The following is a 25,282-nucleotide window of genomic DNA, read 5'->3' on the forward strand; positions in this document are numbered from 1 at the left end:
CACCGACCACGAGAAGTACCCCGCCGAAGAACTTGCCATCCTGTATGCCCGGCGCTGGGAGATCGAGCTCGTCTTCGACGAGATCAAGACCCATCAACGCGGCCGACCAGTCCTCAGGTCGCAGACACCGGACGGCGTACGGCAGGAAATCTACGCGCACTTGATCGTGCACCACGCCACCCGGAATCTGTTGAACGAGGCCGCCCACCTGCACCACAGCACCGCACAACGGACCTCGTTCACCCTGGCCCTGCACGTCGTCCGCCGCTCCGTGATCTCGCCGAGCGGCTTTTCCCCCCTCGGCGATCAAGCGGGATCGGCGCCTCGGACTCGTTGAGATCGGCCGCAGCCTGCTGCCCCGCCGAAGATCCCGTAGCTGTCCGCGAAAGATCCGTTCGTGCATCACCGGCTACGGCAGCAAAGCCCCAGGCGAACCTGCCAGCAGCCGCCGCCCTCCGGTCGTCGTCACTCTCAACAATCGATGGCCCGACCACTAAGGCAACGGCATTGCGCCGGGGGTGTGGGGGGGGACCCCCCACTTCGCGAAACTGGGGGCAAGCCCCCCAGCCCCCTTCGGGGGAAGGGCTTCGGGGCTGCCGCCCCGCGCCCCCGGGGCGGCAGCTTCGCGCCGCCTGCCCCGGTATGCGCCCGGACGGGCTGGAATTGACTGCGCCAATCCAGTCCCGTCGGCGTCTGAAGCGCAGGAACCCGCACAGTCCAGCCCCGCCGGGGACACCTCCCAGCAGCTGAGGGAGAGCGAAGCACAGCAACCCACACAATCCAGCGGGGGGCGCCTCCCGGGCCCGCAGGGCCCAGGGGGTGGGGGTCCCGCCCACGCCGGAGGCTGTGGGGGAGCGTGCAGGGCGGCTCGACAGGGCACAGCCTGCCGGGAGGGGCGCTAGAGCGCCGTCGCGCCGTGGGTGCGCAGGGACTGGCCGTACTGCTGGAGCACCCACAACTCGTTCTGCACGGCGGACAGTTGCTCCGGGTCCCCGTGGGGGCCAAGACGGGCCAGGGTGCCCTGGACGTCGTGGACGCGGCGGTCGACGGCGCGCAGGCGGACCTGGACGAGCTGGACGCCCGCGTAGATCTCGTCGACCGTCTTGGCGTGGACGGCCTCCACGGCGAGTTCGGTGACCAAGGCGCGGACGGTGTCGTCCGGCGCGGCGTCGCGGACGCGGGCCAGGTAGTCGGCGACGTCCGCCGCGCCCTGCTCCGCGCCGCCCGCGTCCTCGATGGTCTGGCGGACGGCGGCGTACGGCGGGGCGGTGAACTCGTCGACGCCGTAGGCGTCGAAGGCCGGGGAGACCAGCTCCGGGTGCTGGAGGGCGAGTTTGAGCAGTTCGCGCTCGGTGCGGTGGGCGGGGTTGCGGAGGTTGAGCGCGGGCCCGGAGAAGCCGGGAGCGGTCCGCGGGCCGGTGGCGGCGTACGGGGCGGCGGGCTGTGCCTGCCGGCCCCCGGCGGGCCCCCGGCCGCCGCGGTCGCGCGCCCAGCGGGCGAGCTGGGCCACGCGCTTGACGACGAACTGGGTGTCGAGGATGCCCAGTATCCCGGCGAGCTGCACGGCCGACTCATGCTGGATGGCGACGTTCTTGATGCCCGCCACGATCGGCGCGGCCTCGTCGAGCGCGGCGGCCCGCCCCGCCGGGGTCTCCAGGTTGTGGCGGGCGACGACATGGCGGATCGCGAACTCGAAGAGCGGAGTGCGGGATTCGACGAGCTTCGCCACCGCGTCGTCGCCTTCGGCGAGCCGCAGCTCGCAGGGGTCCATGCCGCCGGGCGTGATGGCGATCGACGTCTCCGCGGCGAACTTCTGGTCGTCCTCGAAGGCGCGCAGCGCGGCCTTCTGGCCGGCCGCGTCCCCGTCGAAGGTGAAGATGACCTCGGCGGTGGCGTTGTCCATCAGCAGCCGTCGCAGGATCTTGATGTGGTCGCCGCCGAAGGCCGTGCCGCAGGTGGCGATCGCGGTGGTGACGCCCGCGAGATGGCAGGCCATGACGTCGGTGTAGCCCTCGACGACCACCGCGGAACTGGTCCTGGCGATCTCCTTCTTCGCCAGGTCGATCCCGTACAGGACCTGGGACTTCTTGTAGATCGCGGTCTCGGGGGTGTTCAGGTACTTCGGCCCGTTGTCGTCCTCGCGCAGCTTGCGTGCGCCGAAGCCGACGACGTCGCCGGTGATGTCGCGGATCGGCCACATCAGCCGGCCGCGGAAGCGGTCGATGGGGCCGCGGCGGCCGTCCTGGGAGAGACCGGAGAGGATCAGTTCCTTGTCGGTGAAGCCCTTGCCGCGCAGATAGCGGGTGAGGTGGTCCCAGCCGGCCGGGCTGTAGCCGATGGAGAAGTGCAGGGCGGCGCCCTGGTCGAAGCCGCGCTCGGCGAGGAAGACCCGGCCCGCCTCCGCCTCGGGGCCGTCCAGCTGCTCGGCGTAGAACTGCGCGGCGATCTTGTGCACCTCGATCAGCCGGATGCGCTCCCCGCGCTGGTGGGAGGGGTTGTAGCCGCCCTCCTCGTAGCGCAGGGTGATGCCCGCGCGCGCGGCGAGCCGCTCGACCGTCTCCGAGAAGGACAGATGGTCGATCTTCATCACGAAGGCGATGGTGTCGCCGCCTTCCTGGCAGCCGAAGCAGTGGAAGAGTCCCTTGCTCGGGCTGACCTGGAAGGAGGGCGACTTCTCGTCGTGGAAGGGGCACAGCCCCTTGAGGTTGCCGCCGCCCGCGTTGCGCAGCTGGAGGTACTCGGACACAACGGCGTCGATCGGGACCGCGTCCCGCACCGCCTTCACATCGTCGTCGTTGATCCTGCCTGCCACGCGTGGATTCTACGGGGCGGGCGAGGGCGCCCGGGGCGTGAGGGCCGTCTTTCGGATCATCCGCTAGGGGACGTCGAGATGGGCGCTGAGCGGGGTGCCGGGGTCGGCCAGGGCTTCCGGGTCCACGGGCGTCCCGGTGCGGATCAGCTCCTGGATCGGGTCGGTGACATCCCACACATTGACGTTCATCCCGGCCAGCACCCTGCGGTCCTTCAGCCAGAAGGCGATGAACTCCCGTTTGGCCGCGTCCCCGCGCAGCACGACCTGGTCGTAGCTGCCCGGCGGCGCCCAGCCCGAGTACTCCATCCCCAGGTCGTACTGGTCGGAGAAGAAGTAGGGCACGCGGTCGTAGACGACGTCCTTGCCGAGCATGGCGCGGGCGGCGGCCGGTCCGCCGTTCAGCGCGTTCGCCCAGTGCTCGACGCGGAGTCGGAGGTCGAGGAGGGGGTGGTGCTGGGCGGCTACGTCTCCGGCGGCGTAGATGTCCGGGTCGGAGGTGCGCAGGGAGGCGTCGACGGCGACGCCGCCGCCGTGCGCCCGGTCCACCAGCGCGAGCCCGGCGGCCTCGGCGAGCGCGGTGCGCGGAGCCGCGCCGATGGCGGCGAGGACGTGGTGGGCGGGGTGCTCCTCGCCGTCGTCGGTGCGGGCGGCGAGGACTACGCCGTCCTGGCCGGTGATCTCGGTGAGGCGTACGCCGAAGTGGAAGCGGACTCCGTGCTCGCGGTGCAGCTCGGTGAAGACCTGGCCGAGCTCGGGGCCGATGACCTGGTGGAGGGGGGTCGGCTCGGGCTCGACGACGGTCACCTCGGCGCCGTATCCGCGGGCGGCCGCGGCGACCTCCAGGCCGATCCAGCCGGCGCCCGCGATGAGGAGGTGCCCGTTGTCCCGGCCCAGGGTGGCCAGTACCCGGCTGAGCCGGTCGGCGTGGGCGAGGCGGCGCAGATGGTGGACGCCCGCGAGGTCGGTGCCGGGGATGTCGAGCCGGCGGGGCTCGGCGCCGGTGGCGAGGAGCAGCTTGTCGTACTGGATGACCGCGCCGTCGCCCAGGTGCACGGCCTTGGCGTCGCGTTCGACGGCGACGACCGACTGGCCGAGGTGCAGTTCGATCTCGGTCTGGGCGTACCAGGCCGGCTCGTGGACGAAGACGCTGTCGCGTTCCTCCTTGCCGGCCAGATAGCCCTTGGACAGCGGCGGGCGTTCGTAGGGGTGGTCGCGTTCGTCGCCGATGAGGATCACTCGTCCGGTGAACCCTTCGGCGCGGAGGGTCTCGGCGGCCTTGGCCCCCGCGAGTCCACCGCCGACGATGACGAATGTCCGATGTGCGTCGACCACGTGATGCCTCCTCGTTGCTTCCACGCTGCGCAGCCTTTAGCGAGCGTCCCGCACGGAGCGTGATGACGAAAGAGGGAGTACCTCCCTGGCGTGTCATCCCGGATGTTCCGGACACCCGCTGGGTCCGTCCGCGGGCGGCGGCTCAGCGGCGCACGGCGCACGGGCGGGCGGCGCGGCTCAGCGGCGGGCGGTGAGCCGCGTGTGGAGCGTACGTGCGGAGGCGTCGGTCAGGGACGCGATCTGGTCGACGACCACCCGCTTGCGCGCCCGGTCGTCCGCCGCGCCGTCGAACAGCGCCCGGAACTGCGGCTCCAGCCCTTCGGGCGCACGCGCCATCAGGGCCTCGGCCAGCTCCGCGAGCACGATGCGCTGATCGGCGCGGAGCGCCTCCTGCTCGGCGCGCTGCATCACATAGCGGTCGGCGACGGCCTTGAGCACGGCGCACTCGTAGCGCGCGGCGCGGGGCACGACCAGCTCGGCCGCGTACCGGGTGAGCCGGCCGGGGCCGAACGCCTGGCGGGTCGCGCTCTCGGCGGCCAGGCAGAAACGCCCGATGAGCTGGCTCGCGGCGTCCTTGAGCCGGGCCTGGGCGACGGCCGAGCCGTCGTAGTGGTGCGGCCACCACTCCTGGTCGATGAGCCGGTCGAGGGCGTCGGCCAGCTCCCGGGGGTCGGCGTCCACGGGGACGTAACGGCCGATCGCCACGGCCCAGACGGCGCTGCGCTCCTGCTCGGACAGCAGGCAGTTGGGGTCGATGTGCCCGGCGTGCAGCCCGTCCTCGAAGTCGTGCACGGAGTAGGCCACATCGTCGGACCAGTCCATGACCTGCGCCTCGAAGCAGGTGCGGTGGGCGGGTGCGCCGTCGCGCGCCCAGGCGAAGACGGGCCGGTCGTCCTCGTACACCCCGAACTTCACGGAGGCGGGATCCGCGGGGTGTCCGCCGCGCGGCCAGGGGTACTTGGTGGCGGCGTCCAGGGTGGCGCGGGTGAGGTTCAGCCCGACGCTGACCAGCTCGCCGCGGCCGCCGCCCCGGGGGTCGGTCCCCGCTTCCCGGGTGTGGGGGCCGGGGGCGGGGGCGAAACGCTTGGGCTCGATGCGGGTGAGCAGCCTCAGCGACTGGGCGTTGCCCTCGAAACCGCCGATGTCCTTGGCGAAGTCGTTGAGCGTCTGCTCGCCGTTGTGCCCGAAGGGCGGGTGTCCCAGGTCGTGTGCAAGGCAGGCCGCCTCCACCAGATCCGGGTCGCAGCCGAGGGCCGCGCCGAGCTCCCGGCCGACCTGGGCGCACTCCAGGGAGTGGGTGAGCCGGGTGCGGGGGCTGGCGTCCCAGGCCTGGGAGCGTGAACCGGGCGTCACCACCTGCGTCTTCCCGGCGAGCCTCCGCAGCGCGGAGGAGTGCAGCACCCGCGCCCGGTCGCGCTGGAAGGCGGTCCGCCCGGGCCGCTTGTCGGGCTCGGCGGCCCAGCGCTCGGCAGCCGCCTCGTCGTATCCGTGCGGCTCGGGGGCGGTGGGGTGGGGGGAGCTGGTCGCGGTGGTGCCTGCCATGCACCGAAGGTATCCGGAAGCGGTGGCATCCGGGCGGCGCGGGGCCCCGATCCGGCCCGCGCCGGGGGCTCCGCCCGTACCCCGTTCTCCTGGGGCTCTGCCACCGGGCCCCGCGCCTCTGTCTCTCCCGGCTACCCCTGGGAGGCGCCGCCTGCGGGGCTGGCACGTCCGGCCGTCTGCGCGGCCAAGGCCGCGCAGAGCCAGTCGTGCGCGGCTCCCGGCGTCGGCTCCGGCGGCCCGCCGGACGGGGGCGCGGTCACTTCGGCGACCAGGCGCCAGTAGTGGTCGATGCGGGGGTCGGCGGCGAGCTGCCCGCTCAGTTCGCGGCGGAACGCGGGCGTGTCCCGGACGCCGCGCGAGCGGGCGTAGGCGGAGACGAAGCAGTCGAGCGCTCCGCCCTGCCTCGGCGGCCGCCCGGCCCGCAGTTCGACGGCGGTCAGGTCATGCGCCTCCGCGAGCCCGTCGTAGAGCACGGCGGGGCGGTATCCCTCGTCGGTCCGGTGCGCCGCCGGCTGGTTGGCGCCGTGGGGGCCGGGGCAGTCGCGGGAGACGAAGGCGTGCAGCCGGGCGAAGGCCAGCACCTGCGCGGGAGCCGGGTCGGCGGGCGGCTGCGGCACGGACCGGTCGAGTATCTCGGAGACGACCCGTGCCGGGAGCCTCGGCGGCAGCCAGCGCCGCCAGAAGCGGGCCAGCGACTGGGTGCCGGGCGGGGCGGACACCGCGCCGATCAGCCGCAGCCGGTCGGCCCGTTCGCCGGGCGGGCAGTCGCGCAGCAGCATCAGGGCGGCCTCCCGCCAGCGCAGGGCGGCGAGTTGCGGGCCGAGCTCCGAGAGCCGCCCCGCGACGGCGTCTTCCAGCGCCTCGTCCAGGGCGTCCTCGTCGCCGAGGGAGCGTTCCAGGACCCGGCCGACCTCCGGGACCGGCAGGTCGAGGGTGCGCAGGGAGCGGATCAGCCGCAGCCGGTCGAGCGCCTCGGGCCCGTACCGGCGGTGGCCGCCGGCGCTGCGGGCGGCCTCTGGCAGCAGACCACGGTCCGAGTAGAAGCGGACGGTCTTGACGGTGACGCCGGCGTGTTCGGCGAGTTCCCCGATGCTCCAGGTGCCGGATATGCCGGCTGAGGACATGGCTTGAACCTCCCTCAGGGGGAGTTCCTACGGTACCGGCGAACGCGTACGAAGCACCGCGAGGAGGCGATCATGACGGCGTTTGCACTGGTGTCGGGGGGCCATGTCGGCGGCTGGGTGTGGCGGGAGACGGCCGCCAGGCTGCGTCGGGCCGGGTCGGAGGCGTATCCGGCGACGCTCACGGGCCTGGGGGACCGCCGCCATCTGGCGGGCCCGGGCACGGATCTGGACACGCACATCGAGGACCTGGTGCAGCTCATCGACCACACGGATGACCCTGCGCTGGTCCTCGTCGGCCACTGCTACGGCATCTACCCGGCGGTGGGCGCGGCCGACCGGCGTCCGGAGCGGATCGCCCGGGTCGTCTATCTGGACGCGCCGCTGCCGCAGGACGGCTACTCGATGTTCGACCAGGTACGCGAGCAGATGGCCGACGCCGCGACCCGCGAGCGGATGCTGGGCCAGGCCGAGCGGGCCGAGGACGGCTGGCGGGTGCCGCCGCCGTCGCTGGAGGAGTGGCGTCGGTGGGGCAATGTCGCCGACGTCCCCGCCGAAGAGCTCGCCCGGCTGGCGCGTCTCGCGGCTCCGCACCCGCTGGGCACGATGACCCGGCCGCTGCGGCTGTCGGGCGCGGCGGCCGGACTGCCGGCGAGTGGGATCTTCTGCACCGCGGGCGGCGGCATGAGCACCGCGGCGCTCCAGCGGCTGATCGACTCGGGCGATCCGCGCGTGCAGTGGCTGGCCGACCCCCGGATGGGCTTCTTCGACCTCGCCACGGGGCACTGGCCGATGCTCTCCGCCCCCGGCGAACTGGCCGACGTGCTGCTGCGCGCGACTGCGGGAGAGGGGCAGCGGCTCTCCGCCGGTGCCACGCCCCGGTCCGGCCAGGTCCGCTAGACGGCGACGAGGCTCGCTCCCGCCCTGCCCCGCGGCGGGTGGGGGCCTGCTGCGGCGGCGTCGTAGCGCCGGAGGACCAGCCGGGCGAGGGCCGGGTGCACGCCGAGCGGGGCCGCGGCGATCCACGGTGCGGCGGCGGCGCTGCGGGCGGCGAAGAGGCCGGGGGCGGTGAAGTACGAGGCCACGGCGATGCGGTGGCGGCCGCGTGCGGCGAGTGCGCGGACGGCGGCCGGGACGGCGGGGGCGGCGGCGGAGGCATAGGCGGCGACGACGGGGGTGTCGCCGAGACGTTCGCCGAGCAGCCGCGCCGCGCGGCGCACGTCGGCGGCCGAATCCGGGTCGCGGGAGCCGGCGGCGGCCAGCACGACCCCGGTGCTGCGGGCGGCCCCGTCCTCCGGCCGCCAGCCGGCCTCGGCCAGCCGGTCGTACAGCGCTTCGACGAGCAGCGGGTGCGGTCCGAGCGGGGCCGCGATCCGCACATCCGCGCCGGGTATGCCCTGCAGGGCGGCCGCGGCCCGGGGCAGGTCGTGCCTGACGTGGTAGCCGCGGCTGAGCAGCAGCGGCACCAGCACGGCCCGCGCCGGGCGGCCCGGCCCGGACAGCCCGGCGAGTACGTCCGGCAGCAGGGGCTCGTTCAGCTCGATGTGGCCGAGGCGGACGTCGAGCCCTGGCCGCAGCTCGCGGACCCGGTCGAGGAGCGCGCTGACGGTGGCGAAGGCACGCGGGTCGCGGCTGCCGTGCGCGACGGCGACGAGCACGGGCCGCTCGCCCCCGCCGCCGGGGCGGGGGCCGCGGGCGGTGTCGAGGACGGCGGCGTCGAAGTCGTGGTCGTCGTGGTCGGGCATACGCGTGGGGTTCCGTTCAGTCTGACGTGTCTGAGCTGCGTGCCCAGCTGTGCGGTGACACGGTGGAGCAGCTGCGCCGCCGTGTCGAAGGTTTCGGTGGGGTCGTCGGATACGACCGGATCGAGGGGCGTCGCAGGCTCCGTCATGAACCGATCCTGACCGCCCGAGGTTGCCGTGCCGTTGCACGGGGATGACGGGTGTTTTCCAGGGGCTCACCGGCCGTGCTCCGCTGATGTCAGCCGTCCGCGGTGAACCGCGGACGGCCTGTCGGCGTCCGGTCACATGTGAAGCGAGGACGGATATCACGGATGACGCGGCGTACCCGGCGGCGCGTCATACAGGGGATCATGGCCGGATGCGTGCTGGGGCTGGCGCCCGTGACCTGGGTGCACGCCGTCGCCGACGGGCGGGTGGGATCGGTCGGCGAGGCGCCCGGGCGGGATGTCGCCGTGGTGTTCGGGGCGGGGCTGTGGCAGGGGCGGCCGACGCCGTATCTGGCGCATCGGCTGGACGCGGCGGCCGAGCTGTACCGGGCGGGCAAGGTCAGGGTCGTGCTGGTGACCGGGGACAACAGCCGGACGGAGTACGACGAGCCCAGCGCGATGCGGGCGTATCTGGCAGCGCGCGGGGTGCCGGACGGGCGGATCGTCAGCGACTACGCGGGGTTCGACACCTGGGACTCCTGCGTACGGGCCAAGAAGATCTTCGGGGTGGAGCGGGCGGTGCTGGTCACGCAGGGGTTCCACGTGCGGCGGGCCGTCGCCCTGTGCGATGCGGCCGGGATCGACGCGTACGGGGTCTCGGTGGCCGAGCCCCATGACGCGACCTGGTACTACGGCGGGGTGCGGGAGGTGTTCGCGGCCGGCAAGGCGGCCGGGGACGCGGTGTTCCGGCCCGACCCGGTGTTTCTGGGGGCGCGGGAGCCCGGGGTGCGCGACGCGCTCGACGCGGCCGGGGGATGAAGGCTCGCGGACCGGGCCGAAGGCGGCGAGAGTGAAGTGTATGGACACCGACACGTCAGCTCTGCTCGCCCGGCACTCCGAGGCGATCGCGCTGTTCACCGAGCGGGTGCACGCCATCCGCGACGACCAGTGGGACTCCCCCACCCCGTGCACCGAGTGGTCCGTGCGGGATCTGGTCAACCACCTCACAGCCGAGCAGCTGTGGGTCCCCGCCCTGGTCACCGACGGCGCGTCGATGGCCGATGTGGGGGATGCCTACGACGGCGATGTGCTCGGCAAGCGGCCGCGCCACACCTGGGACGCGGCTTCGCGGGCGGCGCGCAAGGCGTTCGCGGCCGAGGGCGCGCTCCGCGGCACGGTGCAGCTGTCGTACGGGGAGACCCCGACCACGGCGTACTGCGCGCAGATGACGACGGACGCGATCGTGCACGGCTGGGATCTGTCCCGCGCCATCGGCGCGTCCGAGCGGCTGCCGGACGCCCTGGTCCATTTCGCGCTGGACGAGATCACTCCGTATGCCGCGGACCTGGCCAAGTCCGGGCTGTTCGCACCGCCGATCGAGCCGCCGCCGGGCGACAGCGCGCAGTCGCGGCTGCTGGCGCTGACCGGCCGCAGGGGCTGAGCAGCCGAGGCGCTGAGCGGACAGAGGCGCTGACATGCGGCTCCGGGGCCGAGCACGACACCGAGGCCGAGCACGACACCAGGCCTGAGCAGGACACCGTGGCCGAGCACGACACCAGGCCTGAGCAGGACACCGTGGCCGAGCACGACACCAGGCCTGAGCAGGACACCGTGGCCGAGCTCGACACCAGGTTTGAGCAGGGCGGCCTCACGGCGNTCGACACCAGGTTTGAGCAGGGCGGCCTCACGGCGGGCGGAGGCGCGGGCTGAGGCAGGCGTACCAGGGTCGTAATGCGCGGCATCCGGCCACGTAACACAAGCGTTTCACCCTGGGAGCATGTCCGACGCCACCACCGCCACGCACTGTCCGTACTGCGCCCTGCAGTGCGGGATGAACCTCCGCGCCACGGGCGGGGCGGTCGAGGTGGTGGAGCGCCCCGACTTCCCCGTCAACCGGGGCGCGCTGTGCGGCAAGGGCCGCACGGCCCCCGCCCTGCTCTCCTCCCGGGTGCGCCTGACCGAGCCCCTGGTCCGTCGCCCCGCCACAGGCAGGCTCGAACCGGCCACCTGGGAGGAGGCCCTGCGGGCGATCGCGGAAGGACTGCGGGGGGCCAGGACGGCGTACGGCCCCGACGCGGTCGGCGTCTTCGGCGGCGGCGGGCTGACCAACGAGAAGGCGTACACGCTCGGAAAGTTCGCCCGGGTGGTGCTGGGCACCTCGCAGATCGACTACAACGGGCGCTTCTGCATGTCGTCGGCCGCGGCCGGGGGCATCCGCGCCTTCGGCGTGGACCGGGGGCTGCCGTTCCCGCTGGAGGACATCCCGCGCACCGGATGCGTGATCCTCGTCGGCTCCAACCTGGCCGAGACGATGCCTCCGGCGCTGCGCTACCTCACCGAGCTGAAGGAGAACGGCGGCAAGCTGATCGTCATCGACCCCCGGCGGACCAAGACCGCGGAGCAGGCCGATCTGCATCTGGCCCCGCGTCCCGGCACGGACCTCGCGCTGGCGCTGGGGCTGCTGCATCTGGCAGTCGCCGAGGGGCGCACGGACGAGGAATTCATCAGGGAGCGGACCAGCGGCTGGCCCGAGGCGCGTGCGGCGGCGATGGCGTACTGGCCGGAGCTCGTCGAGCGCATCACCGGTGTCGGCGTGCCGGAGCTGCGCGAGACGGTGCGCATGTTCTGCGACGCGCCGACCGGGATGGTGCTCACCGCGCGCGGCCCCGAGCAGCAGTCCAAGGGCACGGACACGGTCAGCGCCTGGATCAACCTGTGTCTGGCGACCGGGCGGGCCGGGCGGCCGCTGTCCGGGTACGGCTGTCTGACCGGCCAGGGCAACGGCCAGGGCGGGCGTGAGCACGGGCAGAAGGCCGACCAGCTGCCGGGCTACCGGAAGCTGGACGACCCGGCGGCCCGCGCGCATGTGGCGCGGGTGTGGGGCGTGGAGCCCCAGACCCTGCCGGGGCCGGGACGCAGCGCGTACGAGCTGCTGGACGCGCTGGGCCGGGATGTGCACGCGCTGCTGCTGATGGCCTCCAACCCGGTGGTGTCCGCGCCGCGCGCCGCGCATGTGGAGGAGCGGCTGAAGTCGCTGGACTTCCTGGCGGTGGCGGACGTGGTGCTGTCGGAGTCGGCGGCGCTGGCGGATGTGGTCCTTCCGGTCACCCAGTGGGCGGAGGAGACGGGCACCATGACCAATCTGGAGGGCCGGGTGCTGCTGCGTCGGCGTGCGGTCGATCCGCCGCCGGGGGTGCGCAGCGATCTGGAGGTGCTCAACGCGCTGGCCGGCCTGCTCGGCTGTGAGAAGGGGTTCTCCACGGACCCGGAGGAGGTCTTCGAGGAGCTGGGGCGGGCTTCGGCGGGCGGAGTCGCGGACTACTCGGGCATCACGTATGCGCGGATCGAGGCGGAGGACGGCGTGTTCTGGCCGTGTCCGGCGCAGCCCTCCGCGGAGGGCGCTGCGGTGTCCCCCGCGGAGGAGCCCGCCGGGAACGCGACCGAGGGCGGCGCACGGGGCGCCGCGGCCCGGGGGGCGCGGACCGACGGCCCCGGCGGGACCCCGGACGGGGGACGGGGCCCCGCCGGGGGGCCGGGAGAGACCGCCGCGAGCCCAGGAGAGCCCGCCGCGGAGGGAGAGCCCGGCGCGCGCGCCGCGGCCTCGGACGGCACGGCCGACGCGCCGCATCCCGGCACGCCGCGGCTGTTCCTCGAACGGTTCGCCACGCCCGACGGGCGGGCCCGGTTCACGCCGGTCGGCCACCGGGACGCCGGGGAGGTCGTGGACGAGGAGTACCCCGTGCTGTTGACGACCGGCCGGGTGGTGTCCCAGTACCAGTCGGGTGCGCAGACCCGCCGGGTCGAGGAGCTGACGGCCGCCGCTCCGGGGCCGTTCGTCGAGCTGCATCCGAAGCTCGCGGAGCGCATCGGCGCCGCCGAGGGGGACGCCCTCGCCGTGGTGTCGCGGCGAGGGCGGGCGGTCGGGCCCGCGCGCATCAGCCGCGGGATCCGGCCGGATGTGGTCTTCATGCCGTTCCACTGGCCGGGCGAGGGCCGCGCCAACTCCGTCACCAACCCCGCGCTCGACCCGGTCTCCCGCATGCCGGAGTTCAAGGTGTGCGCGGTGCGGGTGGAGCTGGCGGAGTCCTGAACCCGCGGCCTGGGGCCTTAGTTCAGCGGCCGGGGCGGGCCGGGCGGCTGCGCTGGAACGCGTCGCCTGGGCGGCGTCCTGCGCCCGCGGCCCCGGGCCGGAGCCCTGGGGCTCGCGGTTCAGCGGCCGGGGGCGGTGCGCCAGTCGCCGCCCGCGATCGGCACACCGGCAGCCCGGAGGCGCGCGGCGAGAGGCGGGGCGGCGAGGTACACCCAGGCGCGCCGGGCCGTGCCGTCGGGGCGGACGACGTCGCGGGCCACCCGCTCGTACAGATTGCGGGGGTGTCCTGGCGCGAGGTACTCCTCCAGCCGGTCGAGCACGGCGAGCAGCCGTGCGTACTCCCCCGGCGCCGCCGTCACCAGTTCGCCCGCCACCTGCCCGAGCGAGGGGTCGGGGGATTCGACCGCGTACGGGTAGCCGGGGCCCTCGTACAGCTCCGCACCGGTGAGGATGGCGGGCTCCTCGGCCGCCGTGCGGCCGGCGAGGAACAGATCGTGGTTGCGCTCGCCGGGGCGCAGGGTGCCGTAGACGAAGAACGGCAGCTCCGGGCCGTAGGCCGGGTCCGTCACGGGGCGGCGGTCTCGGCGGAGACCCACTCCAGGTAGGCGGCGCCGCCCCGCACCACCGGGGTCGCGATGATCTCCGGGGTGTCGTAGTCGTGGGCGGCGGTCAGATGGGCTTCGAGCGCCGCGTAGCGCTGCGGGGTCGTCTTGAACAGGATCTGCCACTCCTGTGCGGTCTCGATCGCGCCGTTCCAGCGGTAGACGGAGGTGACGGGGGCGGAGATCTGGGCGCAGGCGGCGAGCCGCGCCTCCACCGCCCCGCGGGCCAGCGACTCGGCCTTCTCGGCGCTGTCGGTCGTGGTCAGCACGGTCAGCACGGTCACAGCGGTCGGATCCGGGGTCACTCGGCGGGCTCCTTCGGGGCGATGGCCTGACGCGCAGGCGCAGGCGCAGGCGCAGACGTAGCCGTACTCGTACGGCGGGATTGCGTCATTCACCGGCCGGTCGCGCACCCTACCCACGGCTGTTACACAACCTCCCGGTATCCGTGATGATCTCTGCCTACCGTCTACGGAGTCCATGCCCGCCCCGCACCCTCCTCACCCGGCACTCCACCATGACGCCGTATGCGCGCTATCTCCTCTGGGCCCTGACCACGGTCACGGCCGTGGTCGGCGTGCTCGTGCTCGCGGAATGAGCCGTGCGCACGAGGCTCTTACTTAAAGCTTGGTTGAGGTCAAGTTACGCTGGCCCGCATGACGCATCTCGCCTGGAACGCCAAGGAAGCCACGATCGGTGAACTGGCCGAGCGGAGCGGCGTCGCCCCGTCCGCACTGCGGTTCTACGAACGCGAGGGCCTGATCGCCTCCCGTCGCACTGCCGGCAACCAGCGCCGCTACAGCCGCGACACCCTGCGCCGGGTCGCCTTCATCCGCACCTCCCAGCGCCTGGGCATCCCTCTCGCCACGATCCGCGAGGTCCTGGAGCTGCTCCCGGACGACCGCACCCCGACCCGGAAGGACTGGGCCCGCATCTCGGAGTGCTGGCGCGAGGACCTCGACACCCGCATCCGCACCCTCCAGCGCCTGCGGGACCACCTCACGGACTGCATCGGCTGCGGCTGCCTCTCGCTGGACAGCTGCGCGCTCTCCAACCCGGCCGACGAACTCGCCGAACAGGGCCCGGGGCCGCGGCGGCTGGTCGAGGACTGAGGCGGGAGGCGTTCCCCTGGACGGGTGAAGCCCGCCGGGATCGGCCCTTGGCCTGCGGCGCGTCCATACAGTGAGGGCGGCAATGTCCCGCGCACAGGAGCAAGGAGGACTACCGTGACCCTCATGGTGGAACGGCCGACATCGATAGACGCCGGGGACGCCGGGGACGCCGGGGACGCCGGGGGCTTCGAGGGGGACTTCGAGAGGGACTTCGAGAGGGATCTCCGGACCGTGGAGGAAATGGACACACCTGCCGGCTACAAGGCCGAACTCATCCGGGGGAAGATCGTCGTGTCGCCGTGGTCCAAGCTTCGCTACAAGATGCCGATGAGGCTTCTTCGCAAGCAACTCGAGGGACACGTTCCGGAAGGCCACGATGCGGACACCTCGCCGTTCCTCTTCTCCTTTCCGGAAGCGGAGCGCGCATTTGGGCCGGATCTCCATGTCGCGGAGCTCGCCGCCTTTGACGCGGACGGTCGGCACGCCGACGCCGAGGCGCTGTCCCTCGTCGCCGAGCTGACGTCCGCCTCCACCAGGGACGCCGACTGGCGGGACAAGCTGGAGACGTACGGCCGCCAGGTGCCCGTATACCTGATCCTGGACATGCAGGCCGAGGAGATCACCGCGTTCTGGGACCCGTCCCCCAAGGGCTACCGCTCCCACACCACCGTCTCCTTCGGCAAGCCGCTGCACGTGCCCCCGCCGTTCGACTTCGACCTCGACACGACCGGCTTCCTGGGCACAGCGGACACCGCGCACGAGGAGTGACCGGCAGGCCCCGTCACCCGTTCGGCGCGGCATGGCGACCAGCCCCCTGATGGGCCATCACCGCTGCTTTGACCTGCGACGACGGCTGACGTCCAGTGCGACGCGCCAGAGGCGGGGAAGGAATCTGATGTGCCATCAGCAGGCATGGGGCGCGCAGGGCGCATTACCTCGGAAGGGACGGCATCGCACCGCCTCGCTTCCGGAGGAACACCATGCGCACCACCGCTCGCCTGCTGACCGGCGTCGCGTTCGCTGCCGCCTCGATCGGGCTCTTCGGCCCCGGGGCGTACGCCGGGGAGAGAGATGCGCTGGAGGTGTTCCCGTCGAGCGCCTCGCCGGGCGAGAGCGTCACCGTGAGCACCACGGCCTGCGGCAAGGGCGGGCACGGTGTGGGCGAGGCGCGGGAGCTGGGCGTACGGGAGTTCCAGCTGACCCCCGCCACGCACAAGGAGGTCGCGACCGGGAGTTTCTCCGTGCCCCACAAGGCCGACTCCGGGACCTACAAGATCTCCGTGACCTGTGACAACGGCAAGAAGGCATCCGGTGACCTGGTGGTCCACCACCGCGATCAGCCGGACCATCCCACGCAGCCGACGCACCGTCCCACCCATCACGGCATGTGGCCCAGCGGCCATGTCCCCACCGGCGTCGGCGGCAGCGTGGGGCCGGACTACGCGCAGATGGCGGCGGGCGGGGCCGTGCTCGCCGGGGTCGCCGTCGCCGGGGCGCTGATGCTGCGCCGCCGGGCGAACGGCACCCGGAACCACTGACCTCGCCGGGCCGACCGTGTCCGCGCCCGAGACGGCACTCGAGGCGGCCCAAGGGACGGCGTCAGGGACGGCGTCGGGGGCCGACGACGCCCCCGGAGGCCGTCGCCGCAGGAGCTGGGGCATAGCCATGGCGCTCGTCCTGGGCGTCTGGCTGGTCCAGAACGGCTCCGAGGACGTCACCCCGCCCGTCCCCTCCGCCGAGCAGTCCTTCACCGCCGGGCCCGGACTGCACACCCGGGCGGCCGCCGATCCGCTGCCGCCCGCCGCACCCGTGCAGCTGCGCATCCCCGCGATCGGCGTCGACACCCCGCTCATGCGGCTGGGTCTGGACGGGGACGGCAGCCTGGAGGCGCCGCCCGCCGTGAACCGCAATCTGGCCGGCTGGTACCGGGACGGCACTCCCCCGGGCGCGAACGGCACCGCGATCATCGCCGGCCATGTCGACAATGCGCAGGGACCCGCCGTGTTCTACCGCCTCGGCGCGCTGGGGAAGGGCAGACTGATCGAGGTGACCCGGGCGGACGGCCGTACCGCCGTGTTCACCGTCGACGCGGTCGAGGTGTACGACGCCGAGGACTTCCCCGACGACAAGGTGTACCGCCCGCGCGGCCGGGCCGAGCTACGGGTGATCACCTGCGGTGGCGGCTTCGACGAGAAGACCGGCTACCGGGGCAATGTGGTGGCCTACGCGCATCTGACCGACGTCCGGGAGCCCGGGGCGGCACCCGGCCGGGACGTCTAGGGACACGCCCGGGGACACGCCCCATGACCGGCACGGCCCTCACAGCGGCCCGCCGCGGGCGCTGAGCGCAGCGTTCCCCACGGGAAACAAGCAGGTGCCAGTCGGGTAACACCGACGACGCAGGCTGCCTACATGGGATCGGAGATCGTGGTCATCGGCGGCGGGACCGCCGGGGTGCGCCTGGCACGGCGGCTCGGTGACGCCGGCATGGCCGTCACCGTCCTGGGCGAGGAGACCCACGCCCCGTACAACCGGGTCCTGCTCGCCGAGGTGCTCGCCGGGCGGTACGGCCCCGAGGTGATCGAGCTGCCCCACGCGGGCGTGCGGCGCGGCGTGCGGGTGACCGGCATCGACCGGGAGCGCCGGCGGGTGGCCTGCGCGGACGGCACGGCCGTCCCTTACGACAGGCTGGTGCTCGCCACCGGCTCCAACCCTGTGCTGCCGCCGCTGCGCGGCATCGGGCCCGGCCTGCCGCAGGGCGTCCACCCCTTCCGGACCCTCGACGACTGTCTGGCTCTGTCCGCCTCGGTGCGCCCCGGCACACGCGCCGTGGTCATCGGCGGCGGCCTCCTGGGCGTGTCGGCCGCCCGCGCCCTGGCCGCGCGGGGGGCCCGTGTGGTCCTGGCCCAGCAGGGTGAGCGGCTGATGGAACGCCATCTCGACCCGGCCGCGTCCCGGCTGCTGCACAGCCATGTGGAGGCGCTGGGCGTGGAGGTCCACACGGAGTGCCGGGTCCGCGGCCTGCGCACCGCGGACCGCCCGGGCCCGCACCGCCTGGGAGCGCCCGGAGCGCCGGGAGCGCCGGGGGCCGACGAAGCAGCCCCGCTCACCGCCGTGGAACTCGCCGACGGCTACACGCTCGACGCCGACCTCGCCGTGATCGCCTGTGGGGTGCGCCCGCGCGTCTCGCTGGCGCAGGACGCCGGCCTGGCCGTCGACCGCGGGATCGTCGTGGACGACGAGCTGCGCACCTCTGATCCGTACATCCACGCCATCGGCGACTGCGCCCAGCACGCGGGCGTCGTGCACGGCCTGGCGGGTCCCGCCCTGGAACAGGCGGACGTCCTCGCCCAGCTGCTGACCCACGAGTCCCGTGTGGCCCCGGCCCGGCCCGCCCTCGCCACGACCGGCGCCTCCGCGGGCGGACCGTCCGCCGCCGGCGGGGACACCCCCTCCCCGCGGACGGCCGCAGCCTCCGGCGGCCACACTCCCGCCGACAGCGGCGCGTCCCGCAACGGCGTCGCGTCCGCCGCCGGGAACGGCCGTGTGCCGTCCGCCGACAGCGCCTCCGGCGACGACGCCGAGGATGCGGCCTCACCTGTGCCGGCGCCCCGCTACACCGGCACCCGGGCGCTCACCCGGCTCACCCTTGCCGCGTTCGCGGGCGACTCAGCGGGCGACGCGGCGGGCGACCCGGCTGACGCCGGGAGCGGAAACACTCCCCCCGGTCCCCTCGACCTCGCCGCGTTCGGCGACCCGGTGCCGCAGCCCGGAGACGACGTCGTCCAGATCGCCGACGCCACGCGCGGCGCGTACCGGAAGGTCGTCGTCCGGGGCGACCGGCTCGTCGGCGGGGTGCTGCTCGGGGACCTCGCCGCCGTCGGCGAACTGGCCCGGGCCTGGGAGGACGACGAGGTCCTCCCCGAGTCCGCGCCCCTGCACCAACTGCTCACTGACAACGGAGGCCTGTGACATGGCTGAGTCCACCACCCCCACCATCGCGGTCGTCGGCCACGGGATGGTCGGCCAGCGGTTCCTGGAGGCCCTCGCCGAGCAGGGCGTGACCGAGCGGGCGCGCGTCGTCGTGCTGTGCGAGGAGCCGCGGGCCGCGTACGACCGCGTCCAGCTCACCTCTTACTTCAGCGGGCGCACCCCCGACGAGCTGTCGCTCACCGACCCGGAGTTCATCCGTGAGCACGGCATCGAGCTGCACCTCGACGACCCCGCCGAGACGATCGACCGCGCCGCCCGCACGGTGACGTCCCGCTCCGGCCGCACGATCGTGTACGACGCGCTGGTGCTGGCCACCGGCTCGTACCCCTTCGTGCCTCCGGTGCCCGGCAAAGACGCCGCGGGCTGCTTCGTCTACCGCACGATCGAGGATCTGCTCGCGATCGAGGAGTACGCCAAGACGGCCCGCACCGGCGTGGTCGTCGGCGGCGGACTGCTCGGCCTGGAGGCGGCCGGCGCGCTCAAGGGCCTCGGGCTCGCCACGCACATCGTGGAGTTCGCGCCCCGGCTGATGCCCGTGCAGGTGGACGACGGCGGCGGAACCGCCCTGCTGCGCACCATCGAGAACATGGGCCTGACCGTGCACACCGGCGCGGGCGCCCAGGAGGTCACCACCGCCGACGGCACGCCGCACGGCCCCGTCACCGGAATGAAACTGTCCACCGGCACGGAGCTCACGGCCGACCTGGTGGTCTTCTCGGCCGGCGTGCGCCCCCGCGACCAGCTCGCCCGCGACACCGGCCTGGAGGTCGGCGAGCGCGGCGGCATCGTGGTCGACGAGCAGTGCCGCACCTCCGACCCGGCCGTGTTCGCGATCGGCGAGTGCGCGCTCGCCGCCGACGGCCGGGTGTACGGCCTGGTGGCGCCTGGCTACGAGATGGCGCAGACGGCCGCCGCGGCCGTGGCGGGCGCGATCGAGCTCCCGGGCGAAGGCGAGCCCAAGCCGTTCACGGGCGCGGACACCTCCACCAAGCTGAAGCTGCTCGGCGTGGACGTGGCGTCGTTCGGCGACGCCCACGGAGCGGCGGAGGGCTGCCTGGACGTCGTCTACTCGGACTCCCGCTCCGGCGTGTACAAGAAGCTGGTGGTCGCCAAGGACGGCACGCTGCTCGGCGGCATCCTGGTCGGCGACGCCGAGTCGTACGGCATGCTGCGGCCGATGACCGGCACGGTGCCGCCGGTCTCTCCGGAGCAGCTGGTGCTGCCGGCCGGGGCCGGGGCGCCGGTGGCGCTCGGCCCGTCCGCACTGCCCGACGACGCGGTGATCTGCTCCTGCCACAACGTCACCAAGGGCGAGATCTGCGCCTGTTCCTCGCTGCCCGAGGTGAAGAAGTGCACCAAGGCGGGCACCGGCTGCGGCAGCTGCGTCAAGGTCATCGGCCAGCTGCTCCCCGAGACCGGCGACAAGGGCCTGTGCGGCTGCTTCCCGTACACGCGCAGCGAGCTGTACGAGATCGTCCGCACCCTGCGGCTCGGCTCGTACGCCGAGCTCCTCGACAGCCACGGCCGCGAGGAGGCGCGCGGCGGCGAGGGCTGCGAGATCTGCAAGCCGGCCGTCGGCTCGATCCTGGCGTCCCTCGGCAGCGGCTACATCCTGGACGGCGAGCAGGCCGCCCTCCAGGACACCAACGACCACTTCCTGGCGAACATGCAGCGCAACGGCTCGTACTCGATCGTGCCGCGCATCCCCGGCGGGGAGATCACCCCGGACAAGCTGATCGTGATCGGCGAGGTGGCGCGTGACTTCGGCCTCTACACCAAGATCACCGGTGGTCAGCGGATCGACATGTTCGGGGCGCGGGTGGATCAGCTTCCGGCGATCTGGGCGCGGCTGGTGGACGCGGGCTTTGAGTCGGGGCACGCGTACGGCAAGGCGCTGCGGACGGTCAAGTCCTGTGTGGGGCAGACCTGGTGCCGCTACGGCGTACAGGACTCGGTGCGCATGGCCATCGAACTGGAGCTGCGCTACCGGGGGCTGCGCGCCCCGCACAAGCTCAAGTCGGCCGTATCCGGCTGTGCGCGGGAGTGCGCGGAGGCGCAGTCGAAGGACTTCGGCGTGATCGCCACCGCCTCCGGCTGGAATCTGTACGTGGGCGGGAACGGCGGCGCGACCCCGCGCCACGCCGATCTGCTGGCGCAGGATCTGTCGGACGCCGAACTGGTGCGGCTGATCGACCGGTTCCTGATGTTCTACATCCGCACCGCGGACCGGCTGGAGCGCACCTCGGTGTGGCTGGAGCGGCTGGAGGGCGGCCTGGACCATCTGCGGGACGTGGTCGTGCATGACTCGCTGGGGCTCTGCGACGAGCTGGAGGCGCTGATGGCCAAGCATGTGGACGACTACCGCGACGAGTGGGCCGAGACGCTGAACGACCCCGACCGGCTGCGCCGCTTCGTCTCCTTCGTCAACGCGCCCGACGCGCCGGACCCGTCCGTGCAGTTCGTGCCGGAGCGCGACCAGATCAAGCCGGATCTGCAGATCCTCACCCTGGAAGGGGCCTCCTCGCGATGACGCTCGAACTCCGTCTCGATGACGACAGCTGGCTGGCCGTGTGCGAGCTGTCCCAGCTCACGCCCGGCCGGGGCATCGCGGCGCTGCTTCCGGACGGCCGCCAGGCGGCGCTGTTCATGGACCGTGCGGGCCGTGCGTACGCGATCGACAACCGCGATCCGTTCACCGGGGCGCAGGTCCTCTCCCGCGGGCTGCTCGGCTCGGCGCAGGGCCGGCCGTTCGTGGCGTCCCCGCTGCTCAAGCAGCGTTTCGATCTTGAGTCGGGGCGCTGCCTGGACGACGACGAGGTGACGGTGAAGATCTTCGCCTGCCGGACCTCGGAATTCAGCCCTGCCGGGGCCGCCTCCACAGGCTCCTCCGGGGGCGCCTCCCAGCAGTAGCCGGGGGAGCATGAGGCACGGGGTCCGGGGGCCGAGCCCCCGGCCGCTGAGGGCGTAGGCTGCCCCTCGCACAGGGCCGTCGCACAGACTGTCGACGCAAACGGCACCCACGAGCGAGGGGCTCACCCATGGCGGGCTGGAGCGCGGACGACATTCCCGATCAGCGTGGTCGCGTCGCGGTGGTCACCGGCGCCAACAGCGGCATCGGGCTGGTCACAGCCCGGGAGCTGGCCCGACACGGCGCCCGGGTGGTGCTGGCGTGCCGCAGCGAGGCGCGCGGCCGGGAGGCGGAGCGGCGGATCAGGGCGGAGGCGCCGCGGGCCGAGGCGGAGTTCCGGCGGCTCGACCTGGCGGATCTGTCCTCGGTGCGGGCGTTCGCCGCGGACCTCCCGTACGACCGGCTCGATCTGCTGATCAACAACGCCGGGGTGATGGCCTTGCCGTACCGGCGGACCGCCGACGGCTTCGAGACTCAGTTCGGAGTCAACCACCTCGGGCACTTCGCGCTGACCGGGCTGCTGATGCCCCGGCTGCTGACGACGCCCGGCGCACGGGTGGTGAGCGTGTCCAGCGTCATGCACGCGCTGGCCGACGTCGACACGGGGGACCTCAACAGCGAGCGCCGCTACCGGCGCTGGGTCGCCTATGCCCGCTCCAAGACGGCGAACCTGCTGTTCGTCCATGAGCTGGCGCGACGGCTGCAGGCGGCCGACGCCGATGTGGTGGCCGCGGCGGCGCACCCCGGCTACGCGGCCACCGACCTCCAGACCGCGGGGGCGAGGATGGAGGGCCGCAAGGGCGTCGAGCGGATCATGGAGCTGGGCAACCGCCTCGTCGCCCAGCCCGCGGAGTCCGGGGCGCTGCCGAGCCTGTACGCGGCCACCGCGCCGGGCGTGCGCCAGGACTCGTTCACCGGGCCGCGGCTGGCGATATGGCGCGGCGCGCCCGCGCCGTCCTGGCGGGCGCGCCGGACGCGCGACGATGTGATGGGCGAACGGCTGTGGGCGGCGTCGGAGCAGCTGACGAAGGTGACGTACCAGGGCCTCGGCGAGGCCGCCTGAGGCCCTGGCGCGGCCGGCGGCCCGCGCCCGGCCGCCCGGGTTCGGCCGCCTCCTCAGCCCTGCGCCGGGGCCTGGGCCGCGGCCTCGACGTCCATCCAGATGACCTCCCACAGATGGCTGTCGGGGTCCTGGAAGGAGCGGCCGTACATGAAGCCGTAGTCCATGGGTTCGTTCGCCGGCGAGCCGCCCGCGGCGAGGGCCCCGTCGGCCAGCTCGTCGACCTTCTCCCGGCTCTCGGCGCTCAGGGCGATGATGGCCTCGGTGGACGTGGCGGCGTCCGCGATGTCCTTCCTGGTGAACTCCTTGAACTTTGGCTCGGTGAGCAGCATGGCGAAGATCGTGTCACTGAACACCAGGCAGGCCGCTGTGTCATCGCTGAACTGCTCGTTGAAGGAGTAGCCCAGCTTGCTCCAGAACGACCGGGCTGCCCCGAGGTCCTTGACGGGCAGGTTCACAAAGATCATCTGGGACATGGTCTTCCTCTCGCTCCCGGCATGTGCGGCGTCCGTGCGCCGCGCTGTCGAGGGGTGGACCCGGGCGGACGGTCATACTCATCGCTCCGGCCGGAAGAATTTCCGCTCGCGTTTGCGACACCGCGGGCCCGGTCCTAGCCTCGCCCACATGAGCAGCGAAAACGCCGCCGGTGCGGCGCGCTCGGCCGGCAGGCGGATCACCGAGCAGCTGACCGGCGAGGCGCTGCGCGCGACCACCGGCCGGGACTGGGACGAGTGGTTCGCCCTGCTGGACGGCTGGGGCGCGACCGGCCGCACCCACGCCGAGATCGCCCGCCATCTGGTCGAGGTGCACCAGGTGCCGGGCTGGCACGCCCAGTCGGTGACCGTCGGCTATGAGCAGGAGCGCGGCATGCGCCAGGTCGGCCAGTCGTCCTCGGGCGACTGGCAGGCGAGCGTGAGCAAGATGGTGAACGCCTCGGCCGCGGCCGTCATCGACGCCTTCGCCGACGACTCCATACGCCGGCGCTGGCTGCCGGAGTCCGGATTCCGCATCCGTACGCAGCGGCCGGCGAAGTCGCTCACGGCCGACTGGGACGGCGGGGCCAGCCGGATCTCCGTCTATCTGACGATCAAGGGCGACGGCCGGATCCAGGTCGGCCTGGGCCACACCCACCTTCCGGACGCGGAGGCGGTGGCCGCCTCCAAGGCGTTCTGGAAGGAGCGGCTGGCAGCGCTCAAGAGGCTTCTGGAGACACCCTGACCCGGCGCTCCGCCCGAGAAGAGCCCGGCCGGACGCGGTGGAGGAGTCCGGCCCGTTGCGGGCGTCGGGGACGGTGTCGGCGCCGGGCGGGCGGCCCCCCGGCTCCGGGTCAACAGGCTCGACGGAGAACAGTGCTTGACGACAGTCGCCGTCCGCAGGTCACTGCTCGTTGACGCTGCGTCAATTCAGCCCCCATAGCTTTCGCTCTCGTCACCGCACACGTGAATGTCAGCGCGCCGCCCCGTGACGCCGCCCGGCCTCGTGGGACGGCACATTCCCCCCCATCCTGGAGTGACTAGTGGAACGTCGCAGTTTCCTGCGCGGAGCGGTCATCGGCGCCTCGGCCGCCGCCTTCGGCGGCACCCTGTGGCGGGGTGCGGCCCTGGCGGACCCGGCCCAGCCCGGGACCGGCCCCTACGGCCCCCTCGGCCCCTCCGACGCCAACGGGATCCGCCTGCCGGAAGGTTTCACCAGCCGTGTCGTCGCCCGTACCGGCGAGCAGGTCGGCTCAACCTCGTACACCTGGCACCGCGCCCCGGACGGCGGCGCCTGCTACGCCGACGGCAGTGGCTGGATTTACGTATCCAACTCGGAGGTGAACCCCTCGGGAGGCGCGAGCGCCATCGCGTTCTCCGCGACCGGAGCGATCACCGGCGCGTATCGCATCCTCTCCTCGACGCGGCAGAACTGCGCGGGCGGCAAGACCCCGTGGAACACCTGGCTGTCGTGTGAGGAGGTGAGCCGCGGCTATGTGTACGAGACCGACCCGTGGGGCGTGCAGGCCGCGGTGCGGCGTCCGGCCATGGGCCGGTTCAAGCACGAGGCGGCCGCGGCCGACCCGGTACGGAAGGTGATCTACCTGACGGAGGACGTCGGCAACGGCTGCTTCTACCGCTTCACCCCGGACACCTGGGGCGACCTGTCCTCCGGCACGCTGGAGGCGCTGCGGATGGGCTCCGGCACCTCGGGACCGGTCACCTGGGGCGAGGTATACGACCCGGACGGCTCGCCGACGGCGACCCGCTACCAGGTCTCGGGGGCCAAGCAGTTCAGCGGCGGCGAGGGCTGCTACTACGCCGACGACACCTGCTGGTTCACCACCAAGGGCGACAACCGCGTCTGGCAGTACGACGCGGCGGCTCAGACGATCGAGCTGGCGTACGACGACTCTCTGGTCCCGGGCGGCTCCGCGCCGCTGACCGGCGTCGACAACGTCACCGGCGCGACGTCCGGCGATCTCTTCGTCGCGGAGGACGGCGGCAACATGGAGATCTGCGTGATCACCCCGGATGAGGTGGTCGCGCCCTTCCTGCGCATCATGGGGCAGTCCGGCTCCGAGATCACCGGGCCCGCCTTCTCGCCGGACGGCTCACGGCTGTACCTCTCCAGCCAGCGCGGCACGTCCGGCAGTTCGTACGGGGGAATCACCTACGAGGTGACGGGACCGTTCCGCTCCTAGTAGTGCTTGGTCAGATCCGTAGCGGTGCGGGTATGTCGCGATGGCAGGTGGGGCAGGCACCGGTCCAGAGAGCGAGGAGTGTCTGCAGCTCGCGGACGACTTGGTAGAGGCTCAGGCCGGCGCCGCGTCTTTTGGGGCCCGGGCC

General features: G+C 73.1%; 23 protein-coding genes and 1 pseudogene. 16 read left to right on the forward strand and 8 right to left on the reverse strand.

What is annotated here, in order from left to right; translation table 11 throughout:
* A partial coding sequence (locus tag QCN29_RS37255) for a transposase (protein ID WP_398860506.1) occupies positions 1-337 on the forward strand: 337 nt, incomplete at its 5' end.
* A gap of 561 nt (positions 338-898) precedes the next feature.
* Here the strand turns inward: QCN29_RS37255 and dnaG are convergent.
* From dnaG to QCN29_RS33600, 4 genes are all read right to left on the reverse strand, one after another.
* On the reverse strand, positions 899-2,812 hold the full coding sequence (gene dnaG, locus QCN29_RS33585) for a DNA primase (RefSeq protein WP_279932884.1): 1,914 nt from the start codon (positions 2,810-2,812) through the stop codon (positions 899-901).
* Positions 2,813-2,875: 63 nt separating this feature from the next.
* Complete coding sequence (locus tag QCN29_RS33590) at positions 2,876-4,144, reverse strand: NAD(P)/FAD-dependent oxidoreductase (protein ID WP_279932885.1); 1,269 nt, start codon at positions 4,142-4,144, stop codon at positions 2,876-2,878.
* A gap of 177 nt (positions 4,145-4,321) precedes the next feature.
* The gene (locus tag QCN29_RS33595) at positions 4,322-5,686 is read right to left on the reverse strand and encodes a deoxyguanosinetriphosphate triphosphohydrolase (RefSeq protein WP_279932887.1); all 1,365 of its coding nucleotides are present in this window, start codon (positions 5,684-5,686) and stop codon (positions 4,322-4,324) included.
* A 131-nt stretch (positions 5,687-5,817) separates the two neighbouring features.
* A complete protein-coding gene (locus QCN29_RS33600; RefSeq protein ID WP_279932888.1) occupies positions 5,818-6,810 on the reverse strand; it encodes a helix-turn-helix domain-containing protein in 993 nt (330 codons plus the stop codon).
* Positions 6,811-6,882: 72 nt separating this feature from the next.
* Between QCN29_RS33600 and QCN29_RS33605 the strand changes: the two genes are divergently transcribed.
* Positions 6,883-7,707, forward strand: coding sequence for an alpha/beta fold hydrolase (locus QCN29_RS33605; protein WP_279932889.1), 825 nt, complete (start codon positions 6,883-6,885; stop codon positions 7,705-7,707).
* Here the strand turns inward: QCN29_RS33605 and QCN29_RS33610 are convergent.
* A pseudogene (locus QCN29_RS33610) lies at positions 7,704-8,698 on the reverse strand (sirohydrochlorin chelatase). The gene QCN29_RS33605 and the pseudogene QCN29_RS33610 overlap by 4 nt on opposite strands.
* 162 nt (positions 8,699-8,860) lie before the next feature.
* Between QCN29_RS33610 and QCN29_RS33615 the strand changes: the two are divergent.
* From QCN29_RS33615 to QCN29_RS33625, 3 genes are all read left to right on the forward strand, one after another.
* On the forward strand, positions 8,861-9,514 hold the full coding sequence (locus QCN29_RS33615; protein ID WP_279932893.1) for a SanA/YdcF family protein: 654 nt from the start codon (positions 8,861-8,863) through the stop codon (positions 9,512-9,514).
* Between the two features lie 40 nt (positions 9,515-9,554).
* Positions 9,555-10,136 carry a TIGR03086 family metal-binding protein gene (locus tag QCN29_RS33620; RefSeq protein WP_279932895.1) on the forward strand — a complete coding sequence of 194 codons (582 nt, stop codon included), beginning with the start codon at positions 9,555-9,557 and terminating at the stop codon, positions 10,134-10,136.
* Positions 10,137-10,472: 336 nt separating this feature from the next.
* On the forward strand, positions 10,473-12,785 hold the full coding sequence (locus QCN29_RS33625) for a molybdopterin oxidoreductase family protein (RefSeq protein ID WP_279932897.1): 2,313 nt from the start codon (positions 10,473-10,475) through the stop codon (positions 12,783-12,785).
* Positions 12,786-12,904: 119 nt separating this feature from the next.
* On the opposite strand, the gene QCN29_RS33630 is transcribed toward QCN29_RS33625, so the two are convergent.
* Both QCN29_RS33630 and cutA read right to left on the reverse strand, forming a co-directional pair.
* On the reverse strand, positions 12,905-13,354 hold the full coding sequence (locus QCN29_RS33630; protein ID WP_279932899.1) for a gamma-glutamylcyclotransferase family protein: 450 nt from the start codon (positions 13,352-13,354) through the stop codon (positions 12,905-12,907).
* A complete protein-coding gene (gene cutA, locus QCN29_RS33635) occupies positions 13,351-13,692 on the reverse strand; it encodes a divalent-cation tolerance protein CutA (protein WP_279932901.1) in 342 nt (113 codons plus the stop codon). Before cutA ends, QCN29_RS33630 begins: the two co-directional genes overlap by 4 nt.
* A 146-nt stretch (positions 13,693-13,838) precedes the next feature.
* On the opposite strand from cutA, the gene QCN29_RS33640 reads away from it, so the two are divergent.
* From QCN29_RS33640 to QCN29_RS33680, 9 genes are all read left to right on the forward strand, one after another.
* The gene (locus QCN29_RS33640) at positions 13,839-13,985 is read left to right on the forward strand and encodes a hypothetical protein (RefSeq protein WP_240138136.1); all 147 of its coding nucleotides are present in this window, start codon (positions 13,839-13,841) and stop codon (positions 13,983-13,985) included.
* Positions 13,986-14,043: 58 nt separating this feature from the next.
* Positions 14,044-14,499: a redox-sensitive transcriptional activator SoxR gene (soxR, locus tag QCN29_RS33645; RefSeq protein ID WP_240138134.1), complete on the forward strand. Its 456-nt coding sequence runs from the start codon at positions 14,044-14,046 to the stop codon at positions 14,497-14,499.
* 123 nt (positions 14,500-14,622) lie between these two features.
* On the forward strand, positions 14,623-15,267 hold the full coding sequence (locus QCN29_RS33650) for a Uma2 family endonuclease (RefSeq protein ID WP_279932919.1): 645 nt from the start codon (positions 14,623-14,625) through the stop codon (positions 15,265-15,267).
* A gap of 212 nt (positions 15,268-15,479) precedes the next feature.
* Positions 15,480-16,037, forward strand: coding sequence for a hypothetical protein (locus QCN29_RS33655; RefSeq protein WP_279932903.1), 558 nt, complete (start codon positions 15,480-15,482; stop codon positions 16,035-16,037).
* A 127-nt stretch (positions 16,038-16,164) separates the two neighbouring features.
* Positions 16,165-16,779, forward strand: coding sequence for a class F sortase (locus QCN29_RS33660; RefSeq protein WP_279932905.1), 615 nt, complete (start codon positions 16,165-16,167; stop codon positions 16,777-16,779).
* A 132-nt stretch (positions 16,780-16,911) separates the two neighbouring features.
* Positions 16,912-18,471 (forward strand): NAD(P)/FAD-dependent oxidoreductase, encoded by a 1,560-nt coding sequence (locus tag QCN29_RS33665; RefSeq protein ID WP_279932907.1) that lies wholly within the window; start codon positions 16,912-16,914, stop codon positions 18,469-18,471.
* Between the two features lies 1 nt (position 18,472).
* On the forward strand, positions 18,473-21,022 hold the full coding sequence (nirB, locus tag QCN29_RS33670; RefSeq protein WP_279932909.1) for a nitrite reductase large subunit NirB: 2,550 nt from the start codon (positions 18,473-18,475) through the stop codon (positions 21,020-21,022).
* A complete protein-coding gene (gene nirD, locus QCN29_RS33675; protein ID WP_279932911.1) occupies positions 21,019-21,402 on the forward strand; it encodes a nitrite reductase small subunit NirD in 384 nt (127 codons plus the stop codon). Before nirB ends, nirD begins: the two co-directional genes overlap by 4 nt.
* A 128-nt stretch (positions 21,403-21,530) precedes the next feature.
* Positions 21,531-22,463: an oxidoreductase gene (locus QCN29_RS33680; protein ID WP_279932913.1), complete on the forward strand. Its 933-nt coding sequence runs from the start codon at positions 21,531-21,533 to the stop codon at positions 22,461-22,463.
* A 53-nt stretch (positions 22,464-22,516) separates the two neighbouring features.
* Here the strand turns inward: QCN29_RS33680 and QCN29_RS33685 are convergent, their stop codons facing one another.
* On the reverse strand, positions 22,517-22,936 hold the full coding sequence (locus QCN29_RS33685; protein ID WP_279932915.1) for a VOC family protein: 420 nt from the start codon (positions 22,934-22,936) through the stop codon (positions 22,517-22,519).
* A 148-nt stretch (positions 22,937-23,084) separates the two neighbouring features.
* On the opposite strand from QCN29_RS33685, the gene QCN29_RS33690 reads away from it, so the two are divergent.
* Positions 23,085-23,678, forward strand: a complete 594-nt coding sequence (locus tag QCN29_RS33690; RefSeq protein ID WP_279932917.1) for a hypothetical protein — start codon at positions 23,085-23,087, stop codon at positions 23,676-23,678.
* A 298-nt stretch (positions 23,679-23,976) separates the two neighbouring features.
* A complete protein-coding gene (locus QCN29_RS33695; protein WP_279932918.1) occupies positions 23,977-25,137 on the forward strand; it encodes an alkaline phosphatase PhoX in 1,161 nt (386 codons plus the stop codon).
* Positions 25,138-25,282 lie beyond the last annotated feature (145 nt).

This window comes from Streptomyces chengmaiensis (genome assembly GCF_029846775.1).
In the GTDB taxonomy this organism is placed as follows: Bacteria; Actinomycetota; Actinomycetes; order Streptomycetales; family Streptomycetaceae; genus Streptomyces; species Streptomyces chengmaiensis.